12 protein-coding genes are annotated in these 12146 nt (G+C 63.8%); 9 read left to right on the top strand and 3 right to left on the bottom strand.

Annotated features, from left to right (window positions below; all coding sequences use genetic code 11):
* Positions 1 to 92 precede the first annotated feature (92 nt).
* From ACIP02_RS07930 to pdeM, 3 genes are all read left to right on the top strand, one after another.
* Positions 93 to 1208, top strand: coding sequence for a succinylglutamate desuccinylase/aspartoacylase family protein (locus ACIP02_RS07930; RefSeq protein ID WP_400614921.1), 1116 nt, complete (start codon positions 93 to 95; stop codon positions 1206 to 1208).
* 67 nt (positions 1209 to 1275) lie between these two features.
* A complete protein-coding gene (locus ACIP02_RS07925; RefSeq protein ID WP_400614919.1) occupies positions 1276 to 3726 on the top strand; it encodes a ligase-associated DNA damage response DEXH box helicase in 2451 nt (816 codons plus the stop codon).
* Between the two features lie 165 nt (positions 3727 to 3891).
* Positions 3892 to 4542, top strand: a complete 651-nt coding sequence (gene pdeM, locus ACIP02_RS07920; protein ID WP_400614917.1) for a ligase-associated DNA damage response endonuclease PdeM — start codon at positions 3892 to 3894, stop codon at positions 4540 to 4542.
* 6 nt (positions 4543 to 4548) lie between these two features.
* On the opposite strand, the gene ACIP02_RS07915 is transcribed toward pdeM, so the two are convergent.
* Positions 4549 to 4776 carry a hypothetical protein gene (locus tag ACIP02_RS07915; RefSeq protein WP_201202766.1) on the bottom strand — a complete coding sequence of 76 codons (228 nt, stop codon included), beginning with the start codon at positions 4774 to 4776 and terminating at the stop codon, positions 4549 to 4551.
* A gap of 93 nt (positions 4777 to 4869) precedes the next feature.
* Complete coding sequence (gene dcd / locus ACIP02_RS07910) at positions 4870 to 5436, bottom strand: dCTP deaminase (protein ID WP_050704036.1); 567 nt, start codon at positions 5434 to 5436, stop codon at positions 4870 to 4872.
* Between the two features lie 327 nt (positions 5437 to 5763).
* Here dcd and ACIP02_RS07905 point away from each other — a divergent pair, with 327 nt between their 5' ends.
* The gene (locus ACIP02_RS07905; RefSeq protein ID WP_003254922.1) at positions 5764 to 5973 is read left to right on the top strand and encodes a cold-shock protein; all 210 of its coding nucleotides are present in this window, start codon (positions 5764 to 5766) and stop codon (positions 5971 to 5973) included.
* A gap of 159 nt (positions 5974 to 6132) precedes the next feature.
* Here ACIP02_RS07905 and apbC read toward each other — a convergent pair whose 3' ends face one another.
* Complete coding sequence (apbC, locus tag ACIP02_RS07900; RefSeq protein WP_012273870.1) at positions 6133 to 7227, bottom strand: iron-sulfur cluster carrier protein ApbC; 1095 nt, start codon at positions 7225 to 7227, stop codon at positions 6133 to 6135.
* 157 nt (positions 7228 to 7384) lie between these two features.
* On the opposite strand from apbC, the gene metG reads away from it, so the two are divergent.
* The 5 genes from metG (at position 7385) to ACIP02_RS07875 (ending at position 12146) form a co-directional block, all read left to right on the top strand.
* Entirely contained in the window at positions 7385 to 9424 is a 2040-nt protein-coding gene (gene metG, locus ACIP02_RS07895) for a methionine--tRNA ligase (RefSeq protein ID WP_400614913.1), read from the top strand.
* Between the two features lie 86 nt (positions 9425 to 9510).
* Positions 9511 to 10059: an Rnf-Nqr domain containing protein gene (locus tag ACIP02_RS07890; protein WP_400614910.1), complete on the top strand. Its 549-nt coding sequence runs from the start codon at positions 9511 to 9513 to the stop codon at positions 10057 to 10059.
* Positions 10056 to 11030, top strand: a complete 975-nt coding sequence (locus ACIP02_RS07885) for an RnfABCDGE type electron transport complex subunit D (protein ID WP_400614908.1) — start codon at positions 10056 to 10058, stop codon at positions 11028 to 11030. The genes ACIP02_RS07890 and ACIP02_RS07885 overlap by 4 nt, the downstream gene beginning before the upstream one ends.
* The gene (locus ACIP02_RS07880; protein WP_400614905.1) at positions 11027 to 11629 is read left to right on the top strand and encodes an RnfABCDGE type electron transport complex subunit G; all 603 of its coding nucleotides are present in this window, start codon (positions 11027 to 11029) and stop codon (positions 11627 to 11629) included. The genes ACIP02_RS07885 and ACIP02_RS07880 overlap by 4 nt, the downstream gene beginning before the upstream one ends.
* Positions 11622 to 12146 carry an Rnf-Nqr domain containing protein gene (locus tag ACIP02_RS07875; RefSeq protein ID WP_400614903.1) on the top strand — a complete coding sequence of 175 codons (525 nt, stop codon included), beginning with the start codon at positions 11622 to 11624 and terminating at the stop codon, positions 12144 to 12146. The genes ACIP02_RS07880 and ACIP02_RS07875 overlap by 8 nt, the downstream gene beginning before the upstream one ends.

Genomic DNA, 12146 nt, shown 5'->3' with positions numbered 1-12146 from the left:
AACACCCATGGAGGCGCAAGGCCAAAAACTGTGCTTCTATCTGTGTGCCGACCCGTGTCGCAGACCGTTTTCGCCACGCAGCCAGGACCACCATGCACCATTCAACCCACGACCTGCTCTCACCCGTTCCGGGCATTACCCGCCAACTGCACAGTTTCCACTTCGGCCCCCGCGGTGGCGGCAAGGTCTACATCCAGGCCTCGCTGCATGCCGACGAGCTACCTGGCATGCTGGTGGCCTGGCACCTCAAGCGCCGCCTGGCTGAACTGGAACAGCAGGGCCGCCTGCAGCGCGAGATCATACTGGTACCCGTGGCCAACCCGGTTGGCCTGGAACAGGTGCTGCTGGATGCGCCGCTGGGGCGCTTCGAACTGCAAAGCGGCGAGAACTTCAACCGCAATTTCGTCGACCTTTCGGACAGCATTGGCGACCAGATCGAAGAACACCTGAGCCAGGACCCGGCACACAACATTGCCCTGATCCGCGAATACCTGCGCCGGGGGCTGGACGCGCACCCGGCGCGCACGCCGCTGCAGGCCCAGCGCCTGATCCTGCAACGCCTGGCCTGCGATGCCGACCTGGTGCTGGACCTGCACTGCGACTTCGAAGCGGTCGAGCACCTGTACACCACCCCAGACGCCTGGCCACAGATCGAACCGCTGGCCCGCTACCTGGGCGCCCAGGCCAGCCTGCTGGCCACCGACTCGGGCGGGCAGTCGTTCGATGAATGCTTCAGCCTGGTCTGGTGGCAGTTGCAGCAACGTTTTGGCAAGCGCTTCCCGATCCCGCTGGGCTGCTGCTCGGTCACCGTCGAGTTGCGCGGCCAGGCCGATGTCAGCCATGGCCTGGCCAGCAAAGACTGCCAGGCAATGCTCGACTTCCTGACCCATGTGGGCGCTATCGAGGGCACCAGCCCCGCCTTGCCCGCCCTGCCCTACCCGGCCACGCCGCTGGCCGCCGTAGAGCCGGTGGCGACACCCTTGGGCGGGTTGCTGGTGTACCACGCCAAACCTGGCCAGCACCTGGAGGCCGGCCAGTTGATCGCCGAAGTCATCGACCCGCTCAGCGACCGGGTGACTGCCGTGCATAACAGCCAGCCCGGCCTGTTGTACGCGCGCAGCGTACGGCGAATGGCCACTGCCGGGATGGTCATCGCCCATGTGGCCGGCGATCAGGTTTGCCGCAGCGGCTACCTGCTGGGCAATTGATCCGGTAAAACCATTGCCGGCAGCAGGCGGTCTGTAGATGCACAGCCTTCGAAGGACCGCCCACCCTATGCCCCCCACTACCGACCTCGCCAATGCCTGGTTCGCCAAACGTGGCTGGAAACCTTTCGCCTTCCAACGACGGGTGTGGGCGGCCGTAGCGCGTGGCGAGTCCGGCTTGCTGCACGCCAGTACCGGTGCCGGCAAGACCTACGCGGTATGGCTTGCCGCACTCCGGGCATTCAAGGCGCTGCCCCAGGGGCGCCAGCCTGTGCCGTTGCAGGTGGTGTGGGTCACGCCCATGCGTGCACTGGCCACCGACACCGCCCGCGCCTTGCAGGTGCCGCTCGATGACCTGGCGCTGCCCTGGAACGTTGGTGTGCGTAGCGGCGACACTGGCAGTGCCGAGCGCGCCCGGCAAGCCCGGCGCCTGCCCAGCGTGCTGGTCACCACCCCCGAAAGCCTGACCTTGCTGCTGACCCGGGCGCAGGCACGCGAGGATTTCGCCATGCTGCGCCTGGTGGTAGTGGACGAATGGCACGAGTTGCTTGGCAACAAACGCGGGGTGCAACTGCAACTGGCCCTTGCGCACCTGCGCCACTGGCAACCCGGCCTGATGACCTGGGGCCTTTCCGCCACCCTCGGCAACCTGCAGCACGCGCTGGACGTGCTGCTGCCACAAGGCGGCCAGCTGGTACAGGGCCGGCAGGACAAGGCGCTGCAGGTCGACACCTTGCTGCCGGCAGCGATCGAGCGCTTCCCTTGGGCCGGGCACATGGGCCTGAAGATGCTCGCCCAGGTCAGCGAGGAAATCGATGCCAGTGCCAGCTGCCTGGTATTCACCAATACCCGTGCACAGGCCGAGCTTTGGTATCAGGCCCTGCTTGAAACCCGCCCGGACTGGGCCGGGCTGATTGCCTTGCACCATGCCTCGCTGGCCCGGGATACCCGCGACTGGGTCGAGCGCAGCCTCAAGCAGGGCAGCCTGAAAGCGGTGGTGTGCACCTCCAGCCTGGACCTGGGCGTCGACTTCCTGCCGGTTGAACGGGTGCTGCAAATCGGCTCGGCCAAGGGCATTGCCCGCCTGATGCAGCGTGCCGGTCGCTCAGGGCACGCGCCAGGACGGCGCTCGCGGATCACCCTGGTCCCCACGCACAGCCTGGAGTTGGTGGAAGCCGCGGCGGCCCGCCAGGCACTGCAAGCCGGTCACATTGAAGCGCGCTTCTCACCACGGCTGTGCATGGACGTGCTGGTGCAGCACCTGGTCAGCATGGCCTTGGGCAATGGCTTTCGCCCCGAGCAATTGCTGGCCGAGGTGCGCAGCACTTGGGCTTTTGCCGAGTTGCACGACAGCCAATGGCTGTGGGCGCTGGATTTCGTCTGCCACGGCGGCAGTTCGCTGACGGCCTACCCGGACTACCAGCGCGTTGAACGCCAGGCCGACGGCGCGTACCGCGTGGCCAGCGAACGCCTCGCACGGCGCCACCGCATGGGCATCGGCACCATCGTCAGCGATGCCAACCTGCAATTGAAGTTCTGGAGCAAGGGGGGTGGGGGCAAGACGCTGGGCAGTGTCGAAGAAGCGTTCATCGCCCGCCTGCGGCCAGGCGATACGCTGGTATTTGCCGGGCGGGTACTGGAGTTGGTACGGGTGGAGAACATGACTGCCTACGTGCGTCGCAGCACGGCCCGCAAAGCGGCGGTGGCACGCTGGAATGGCGGGCGCATGCCGCTGTCCAGCGAGCTGGCCGATGCCGTGGTCGAGCAACTCGACGCGGCGGCGCATCACCGTTTTGACGGCCCGGAAATGCGTGCGGTGCGACCGTTACTGGCCTTGCAGGCACAGTGGTCGGCCTTGCCCACCACCGGTACGTTATTGGCCGAGACTTACAAATCCCGTCAGGGCTGGCATGTGTTCCTGTACCCGTTCGCCGGGCGCATGGCCAACCTGGGCTTGGCCAACCTTGTTGCCTGGCGGGTCAGCCGCGAGCAGCCTCTGTCTGTGTCGATTGCCGTCAATGACTACGGGTTCGAGCTGCTCAGCCCTGGCAATGTGGACTGGGCGACGCATTTGCCACGGGCACTGGGCACCGAACATCTGCTGGAGGACGTGCTGGCCAGCCTGAACGCAGGCGAGATGGCATTGCGGCGCTTTCGCGAGATCGCCCAGATTGCCGGGCTGGTGTTTGGTGGCTACCCGGCGGCACAGAAGAGCACCCGGCAGATCCAGGCGTCGAGTGGGTTGTTCTATGAGGTGTTTCGCAAGCACGATGCCGGCAACCAGCTGCTTGGCCAAGCGCGGGATGAGGTGTTGAGCGAGGAGCTGGAGATTGAGCGGCTGCGCCGGCAACTGCTGAAAATGGCTGGGTTGCGGCTGGACCTGCGCGAACTGAAGCGGCCGGGCCCGCTGGCGTTTGCCTTGCTGGTGGAAGGGATGCGCGAGACGCTGAGTACCGAGAAGCTGGCAGACCGGATTGCGCGGATGGTGGCGGAACTGGAGCGTGCGGCGAGTGGGGGGTGATGTAATGCCTTTGGGATTTTTGGGGCTGCTTTGCAGCCCTTTCGCGACACAAGGCCGCTCCTACAGGCGACCGCGCATCGCCACGGGTACGCGCTTCCCTGTAGGAGCGGCCTTGTGTCGCGAAAGGGCCGCAAAGCGGCCCCGGACCCAAAGGGCTAACGCTGCATGAATCACGAACCCATCGAACACTGCGGCCAGACGCTCTGGCTGCTCCCTGACAAGGCCATCTACTGGCCTGCCCATCGCGCACTGCTGGTAGCCGACGTGCACATCGGCAAAGCCGCCAGCTACCGCGCCCTGCACCAACCGGTGCCACGTGGCACCACTGAGGCGACCCTCGCCCGCCTGGATGCCCTGCTGGAAGCGCACCACTGCGAACAACTGATCGTGCTGGGCGACTTCCTGCATGCACGCACAGCTCGAGCGCCTGCAACAATGGCCCGACTGCACGCCTGGCGGGAACGGCATGAACATCTCAAAATCGTGCTGATACGCGGCAATCACGACCGTAACGCCGGCGATCCGCCCACCTTGCTCGGCATCGAGGTCAAGGACGAACCGTGGCTGCTAGGCCCGTTTGCCCTGCAGCATGAACCCGAACCTCACCCGACACACCCCGTGCTGGCGGGCCATGTGCACCCGGTCTTCGTTCTGCGCGGCAAGGCGCGTCAGCGCCTGCGCCTGCCCTGCTTCCTGATGGATGAGCAGGTCAGCCTGCTTCCGGCATTCGGTGAATTCACCGGCGGCTGGGAAATCACCCCCAGCAGCACCAGCCAGGTGTACCTGACCGGTGCCGACCGCGTCTGGCCGCTGTAACAGCGATCAGGCGACTGGCGCGGGAGGTGGCTCGTCCGGCAAGGTAGGCTCGCCAGGCTCCATGGGCGGTGTTTCACCCGGTTGCGGCGGTTGCGGGGTATCGGGACCAGGCTGGTGGGGCACGCCCCCCGCCTGCATTGGCAGCGGGTGCGCCAGCAGTGACCAGGGCAACAACCCGATGTGGTTGGGCTGCAGGCCTGCCAGCTTGGCACTGATTGCGGGATGGAGTTTCATTGGCTGCTCCTGACGGGGCCGATGCGCATCATGCGCACCAGCGTTACTCCGTTGGAGTGCCAAAGGCGCGGGTAATTCCCCGCGCTCGTCGGCTCAGGTACGCGGCAGGGTGACGCCGCGCTGGCCCTGGTACTTGCCGCCGCGGTCCTTGTACGACACTTCGCACGCTTCGTCGGACTGCAGGAACAGCATCTGTGCCACGCCTTCGTTGGCGTAGATCTTTGCCGGCAGCGTGGTGGTGTTGGAGAACTCCAGCGTCACGTGGCCTTCCCACTCAGGCTCGAGCGGGGTGACGTTGACGATGATGCCGCAGCGGGCATACGTGCTCTTGCCCAGGCAGATGGTCAGCACGTCACGCGGAATACGGAAGTACTCGACAGTGCGGGCCAGGGCGAACGAGTTTGGCGGAATGATGCACACGTCACTCTTGATGTCGACGAAGCTGCCGGCATCGAAGTTTTTCGGGTCGACGGTGGCCGAATTGATGTTGGTGAACACCTTGAATTCGTCCGCACAGCGCACGTCGTAGCCGTAGCTGGAAACGCCGAAGGAGATGACACGGCTGTCCTGCTCACCGCGCACCTGGCGCTCGACGAACGGTTCGATCATGCCGTGTTCCTGCGCCATGCGGCGAATCCACTTGTCCGATTTGATGCTCATGGCGGGTGTCCTGAGAGAGTTGCGTGGTAAAAATCGTGGTGCGCATCTTACCGGTCCCGGCGCCCAGGTTAAAGTTCCATGCCACATCCCGCGCCGGGCGGGGGCTGCAGCCGCCGTCGATCCGAATTTGCGTAAAGCGCCTTCAGACCATTGGCAGGTTGCGGAAAGTGGGGTAAGGTGGCGCCACTGTGCTGCACGTGACACCGAGAATCTCTAGTTTGATGCACGATCCTGATCGGCCCATCGCTGAATTTTCTGCTCTCTTTGCGCTCAGTCCCGGGCAGGGTTTTTCCTGACCGTTATCAAATTGTCCAAGGAGACAGAAAAATGTCCAACCGTCAATCCGGTGTTGTTAAGTGGTTCAACGATGAGAAAGGCTACGGCTTCATCACCCCTCAGTCGGGCGACGACCTGTTCGTGCACTTCAAAGCCATCCAAGCTGACGGCTTCAAAACCCTGAAAGAAGGCCAAGCTGTTACTTTCGTCGCTACCCGCGGCCAGAAAGGCATGCAGGCTGAAGAAGTTCAGATCGCCTAAGTCGATCTAGCTTTTTAGCTTTCAAAAAAACCCGCCTTCTGGCGGGTTTTTTTATGCCTGACTGTAAGACCGAGTTGCTTTCTTCGCAGGTAAACCCGCTCCTACACAATCAATGTAGGAGCGGGTTTACCCGCGAAGAGAGCGACTCGGTCTGACAGATCAATCTTCGCTGATGGTAATGCTCGGCATCGCCGGCGCCGCAGCTTCCTGCAACACGATCCGCGCCCCCACCTGGCGGGCCAGTTCCTGGTAGACCATGGCAATCTGGCTTTCCGGCTCGGCAATCGCCGTCGGCTTGCCGCTATCGGCCTGCTCGCGGATCAGCATCGACAGTGGCAGCGACGCCAGCAGATCGACGCCATACTGGCTGGCGAGCTTCTCGCCACCGCCCTCACCGAACAGGTGCTCGGCATGACCACAGTTCGAACAGATGTGCACGGCCATGTTCTCGACCACGCCCAGCACCGGGATGTTGACCTTGCGGAACATCTCCACGCCCTTCTTGGCATCTAGCAAGGCCAGGTCCTGCGGGGTGGTGACAATCACCGAACCGGCCACCGGCACCTTCTGCGCCAGGGTCAGCTGAATGTCGCCGGTGCCCGGTGGCATGTCGATCACCAGGTAATCCAGGTCGTCCCAGGCAGTCTGCGTCACCAGTTGCAGTAGCGCGCCGGAGACCATCGGGCCACGCCAGACCATCGGCGTATTGTCGTCGGTGAGAAACGCCATGGACATGACTTCCACACCATGCGCCTTGATCGGTACAAACCACTTCTGCTCGCGAATCTGCGGCCGGGTGCCTTCAGCGATACCGAACATCACACCCTGGCTGGGGCCATAGATGTCGGCATCAAGAATACCGACCCGCGCACCTTCGCGGGCCAGCGCCAGGGCCAGGTTGGCCGCGGTGGTCGACTTGCCGACGCCGCCCTTGCCCGAGGCCACGGCGATGATGTTCTTGACGTTGGCCATGGCCGGCACCTGGGCCTGAGCCTTGTGCGCCGCCACCACGCAGTCAATCGACACCTGGGCGCCGCTGACACCCTCAAGGTTGCCGATGGCGGTCTGCAGCACCTGGGCCCAGCCGTTCTTGAACAGCCCTGCGGCATACCCCAACTGCAACTGCACGCTGACCTGCCCGCCCTGGATATCGATGGCGCGCACACAACCGGCGCTGACCGGGTCCTGGTTCAGGTAGGGGTCGGTGTACTGGCGAAGCACGCCTTCGACGGCGGCACGGGTGACGGCACTCATGGAGACTCCCATTGGCAAACTGAATGTAAAACAGGCGCCTATCCTAACCCGTCAACCGTCAGCAGATGCGCATGCGGGGTGAAATATCTTCGCCAGCCCTTTATAGTGGCCGATCACCCTTATTTTTACCCCGAGCCAGATAAGTAGCCGAGCCACCATGTCCGAGCCACGTCAGATTCTCGTCACCAGCGCCCTGCCCTATGCCAATGGATCGATCCACCTTGGCCATATGCTGGAGTACATCCAGACGGACATGTGGGTGCGCTTCCAGAAGCTACGCGGCAACCAGTGCATTTACGTCTGCGCCGACGACGCCCACGGCTCGGCCATCATGCTGCGCGCCGAAAAGGAAGGCATCACCCCGGAACAGCTGATCGCCAATGTCCAGGCCGAGCACAGCAGCGACTTCGCCGACTTCCTGGTGGACTTCGACAACTTCCACTCCACCCACAGCGAAGAAAACCGCGAGCTGTCGAGCCTGATCTACACGCGCCTGCGTGATGCCGGGCACATTGCCACCCGTTCGGTAACCCAGTACTTCGACCCGGAAAAGGGCATGTTCCTGGCCGACCGCTTCATCAAGGGCACTTGCCCCAAGTGCGCGGCTGAAGACCAGTACGGCGACAACTGCGAAAAATGCGGCGCCACCTACGCCCCTACCGAGCTGAAAAACCCCAAGTCGGCCATCTCCGGCGCCACGCCGGTACTGCGTGATTCGCAGCACTTCTTCTTCAAGCTGCCGGACTTCCAGGCCATGCTGCAGCAGTGGACCCGCAGCGGCACCCTGCAGGATGCGGTCGCCAACAAGCTGGCCGAATGGCTGGACTCGGGACTGCAGGAGTGGGACATCTCCCGCGACGCGCCGTACTTCGGCTTTGAAATCCCGGGTGAGCCAGGCAAGTACTTCTACGTGTGGCTGGATGCACCCATTGGCTACATGGCCAGCTTCCAGAACCTTTGTGCACGCCGCCCGGAGCTGGACTTCGATGCGTTCTGGAACGAAGGCTCCAAGGCCGAGCTGTACCACTTCATCGGCAAGGACATCGTCAACTTCCACGCCCTGTTCTGGCCAGCCATGCTCGAAGGCGCGGGCTTTCGCAAGCCGACCGCAGTCAACGTGCACGGCTACCTGACCGTCAACGGCGCGAAGATGTCCAAGTCGCGCGGCACCTTCATCAAGGCCCGCACCTATCTGGATCACCTGCAGCCGGAATACCTGCGTTACTACTACGCGGCCAAGCTGGGCCGTGGCGTCGACGACCTGGACCTGAACCTGGAAGACTTCGTGCAAAAGGTCAACTCCGACCTGGTCGGCAAGGTGGTCAACATCGCCAGCCGCTGTGCCGGCTTTATTCATAAAGGCAACGAAGGCGTGATGGTCAGCGGTGATGCCGCACCTGAGCTGACCGAAGCCTTCCTGGCTGCGGCCCCGTCCATCGCTGAAGCCTACGAAGGCCGCGATTTCGGCCGTGCCATGCGCGAAATCATGGCCTTGGCCGACCGCGCCAACGCCTGGATCGCCGACAAGGCACCGTGGTCGCTGGCCAAGCAGGAAGGCAAGCAGGACGAAGTACAGGCCATCTGCGCCCAGGGCATCAACCTGTTCCGCCAGCTGGTGATCTTCCTCAAGCCGGTACTGCCGCTGCTGGCTGCCGATGCCGAGGCCTTCCTCAACGTTGCCCCGCTGACCTGGAACGACCACCAGTCGCGCCTGGAAAACCACCCGCTGAACCCGTTCAAGGCACTGATGAGCCGCATCGAGCCAGCCAAGGTCGAAGCCATGGTCGCGGCCAGCAAAGAAGACCTGCTGGCGGCCGAAGCCAAGGCCCCGGCCGGCAACGGCGAGCTGACCAAGGACCCGCTGTCGGCGGAAATCGAATTCGACACCTTCGCGGCCGTCGACCTGCGCGTGGCGCTGATCGTCAAGGCCGAAGCCGTACCAGGCGCCGACAAGTTGCTGCAACTGACCCTGGACATTGGTGACGAACGCCGCAACGTGTTCTCCGGCATCAAGTCGGCCTACCCTGATCCGTCCAAGCTGGAGGGCCGCCTGACCATGATGGTAGCCAACCTCAAGCCACGCAAGATGCGCTTTGGCGTGTCCGAGGGCATGGTCATGGCAGCCGGCCCTGGTGGCGAGGAGATCTACCTGCTGAGCCCGGACAGCGGCGCCAAGCCAGGCCAGCGCATCAAGTAACAGACCTTGCCGGGGGCTGCTCTGCAGCCCCAGGGCCCTCACAGCAAACCCGGACAATCGCCCCGATTCCCGGCTATCGTCATCTCATGAATGACTACATCCTGATACTGATCAGCGCCGCGCTGGTCAATCATCTGTGCCTCCACCAACAGCCACTGCCTAGGCTGCACCTGCATGTGCACGGCTTGGCCTGCGCCCTGTGCATTGCCCTGGGTGTGATTGGCGCTCAGTTGCTGGCTCAAGGGGTGCTTGCACCGTTGCACATCCAGGACCTTGCCCTGTTCCTGTTGTTGTCCTGGCTGGCACTGCTCGCCTGGGGCATACCATGGCTCCTGGCCAAATGGCGCCCGGCCTGGCCCGTAGCGGGGTTGCCAGCACTGCTGTCGAGCAACGCAGTAGCGCTGGGGCTGGCCCTGCAACAGGCCAGCGATGACAGCGCTTGGTCATCCACGCTACTGCAAGCCCTGCTGGCCGGCGCCGGCTTCTGGCTGGCACTGGCCTTGTTCGCCGACCTGCGCCAGCGCACCAAGCATGCCGACATCCCCGGCGTACTTCGCGGCCTGCCCATCGAACTGATCGGTGCCGGCGTGATGGCCATGGCATTTTCCGGTCTCAACGGGCTGTTCACCCAATGATCGCCCAAGCCGACCCGCGGCTACGTACCACCATGGGCCTGGTCTTGCTGGCCTGTCTGCCGGGTCTGCTTGCCCTGCTGTGGCTACATGGCTGGGGGGTTCTGCTGAACCTGTTGTTGTGCGCCAGTACGGCGCTGCTGTGTGAAGCCGCACTGCTGAAGCTGCGCGCCCAACCCTTGAACGCAACGCTGAATGACGGCAGCGCTCTGGTAACTGCCGTGTTGCTGGCCGCCTCCCTTCCCACACTCGCACCCTGGTGGTTGCCAGTGGCCGCTACAGGCGTTGCCATCGGCATCGGCAAGCAGGCCTTCGGCGGCGTCGGGCGCAACCTGTTCAACCCGGCCATGGTCGGTTATGCCTTCGTACTGCTGAGCTTCCCGTTGCAGATGAACCATTGGCCAGGGCCGGTACCTGGCCTGCTCGACAGCGTTCCGCAGGTGTTCGCTGGCGGCGATCAGATCGATGCCTGGGCCCGGCCGACGCTGCTCGACGGCCTGCGCCACAACCGCAGCCTGACCATTGACGAGCTGTTCGCCAGCCACCCTGGCTTCGGCAACATGGGTGGGCGCGATAGCGAATGGGTCAATCTGGCCTTTTTGCTGGGCGGCCTGTTCCTGCTGCAGCGCAAGGTGATCAGCTGGCATGCGCCGCTGGGCGTGCTGGCAGGGCTGTTCGTTTTCAGCCTGTTGGGCTGGAACGGTTCGGGCTCGGACTCGAACGGCTCCCCCCTGCTGCACCTGTTCTCCGGTTCGACGATGCTGGCCGCGTTCTTCATTGCCACCGAGCCGGTCTCCGGCCCCAGAAGCGCGTGGGCCAGGCTGTATTTCGGCCTTGGCGCCGGGCTACTGATTTACCTAATTCGCACCTGGGGTAGCTATCCGGATGGCACTGCGTTCGCCATCCTGTTGATGAACCTGGTGGCTCCCACACTTGATCGCCTCGCCCTGCGGCGCCAGCAGGCCGTTCGATGAGGCACCTGGCACGTGATGTGGGCCTGCTGCTGCTGACAGCGGTACTGGCCGTAGCAGCCACTTTTGCATGGCGGCAATGGACCAGCCCGGCCGTTGCCAGCGCCGAGAAGCAACTGCAAAGCCGCCAAAGGCTGGCAGTGCTGCCCGAAGGCAGTTATGACAACCAGCCGCTGGACAGGCCGTTACCAAGGCCCGCCGCACATCGGCCCAACAGCCGTATCCTGGCAGCGTACCGTGCCACGCTGGCAGGCAAGCCAAGCGCCATCATCCTGGTCACCCAGACACAGGGCTACAGCGGCCCGATCGTGCTCAGTGTCGCCATCGCCAATGACGGTCGGCTGATCGGCAGCCAAGTGGTCGAGCAACAGGAAAGCCCGGGGCTGGGCGCACGCCTGGGTGACCCGCAGTTGAAGTGGCTGGGGCAGTTCGCCAACCGCCAGCTGGGTGAACACTGGGCACTGAAGCGGGACCAGGGGGACTTTGACCAGTTGGCCGGTGCAACCGTGACCTCGCGCGCCGTTATTACCGCTTTGCAAGAGGCGCTGGGCTATTTTGATGAGCAGCGCAGCGTGCTGCTGAAGGGCACCGCAGATGAATAGGTTCTACCTGCTGGCAGCAAGCCTGATCCCCCTGCTGGGTGCCACCCACACACTGCATGAGGGTGCCGGCATCGGCCTGTGCGCGGTAGTCACAGTCGGCCTGCACCAACTGTTGCTGGCCCCGCTACGTCTGCGCCTGGCCAGTTGGGCCTATGTGCTGGCCAGCCTGATACTGCTCGCAGCCCTGGCCAGCTGCCTGCAAATGGCCCTGCGTGCCTGGTGGTTGCCTATGGCACTTGCCCTTGGCCACTACCCCGCATTGTTGTGCCTGCAATGCCTTGCCTGCGACCACTTGCTGCCCTGGCAAGGCCGCTGGCGCCTGCTGGCAAGTTACCTTTGCGCCGTTTTTGCAAGCTGCCTGCTGCTCGGTGCCAGCCGCCAATGGTTGGCCGAGTTTGCCGGCCTGCACCTGGCCAGCCTCGCGCCCGGTGCGCTGCTACTGCTCGGACTGCTGTTGGCCTTGTACAATCGCCTGCGTCCGGGCCCTGCCCACCCACGTCGTCAAGGAAAGTTCTGA

It is taken from the genome of Pseudomonas sp. NPDC089408, assembly GCF_044749445.1.
In the GTDB taxonomy this organism is placed as follows: domain Bacteria; phylum Pseudomonadota; class Gammaproteobacteria; order Pseudomonadales; family Pseudomonadaceae; genus Aquipseudomonas.
The sequence above is the reverse complement of the archived record's forward strand: the minus strand, read 5'-3'. Positions and strand labels throughout refer to the sequence as shown.

What these genes read in the sequence shown, in the direction of transcription:
- dcd (WP_050704036.1), bottom strand. Translation starts at nt 5,436, where the DNA reads ATGAGCATCAAATCGGACAAGTGGATTCGCCGCATGGCGCAGGAACAC.
- ACIP02_RS07875 (WP_400614903.1), top strand. Translation starts at nt 11,622, where the DNA reads ATGAATAGGTTCTACCTGCTGGCAGCAAGCCTGATCCCCCTGCTGGGT.
- apbC (WP_012273870.1), bottom strand. Translation starts at nt 7,227, where the DNA reads ATGAGTGCCGTCACCCGTGCCGCCGTCGAAGGCGTGCTTCGCCAGTAC.
- ACIP02_RS07905 (WP_003254922.1), top strand. Translation starts at nt 5,764, where the DNA reads ATGTCCAACCGTCAATCCGGTGTTGTTAAGTGGTTCAACGATGAGAAA.
- ACIP02_RS07930 (WP_400614921.1), top strand. Translation starts at nt 93, where the DNA reads ATGCACCATTCAACCCACGACCTGCTCTCACCCGTTCCGGGCATTACC.
- ACIP02_RS07915 (WP_201202766.1), bottom strand. Translation starts at nt 4,776, where the DNA reads ATGAAACTCCATCCCGCAATCAGTGCCAAGCTGGCAGGCCTGCAGCCC.
- ACIP02_RS07885 (WP_400614908.1), top strand. Translation starts at nt 10,056, where the DNA reads ATGATCGCCCAAGCCGACCCGCGGCTACGTACCACCATGGGCCTGGTC.
- ACIP02_RS07880 (WP_400614905.1), top strand. Translation starts at nt 11,027, where the DNA reads ATGAGGCACCTGGCACGTGATGTGGGCCTGCTGCTGCTGACAGCGGTA.
- metG (WP_400614913.1), top strand. Translation starts at nt 7,385, where the DNA reads ATGTCCGAGCCACGTCAGATTCTCGTCACCAGCGCCCTGCCCTATGCC.
- pdeM (WP_400614917.1), top strand. Translation starts at nt 3,892, where the DNA reads ATGAATCACGAACCCATCGAACACTGCGGCCAGACGCTCTGGCTGCTC.
- ACIP02_RS07890 (WP_400614910.1), top strand. Translation starts at nt 9,511, where the DNA reads ATGAATGACTACATCCTGATACTGATCAGCGCCGCGCTGGTCAATCAT.
- ACIP02_RS07925 (WP_400614919.1), top strand. Translation starts at nt 1,276, where the DNA reads ATGCCCCCCACTACCGACCTCGCCAATGCCTGGTTCGCCAAACGTGGC.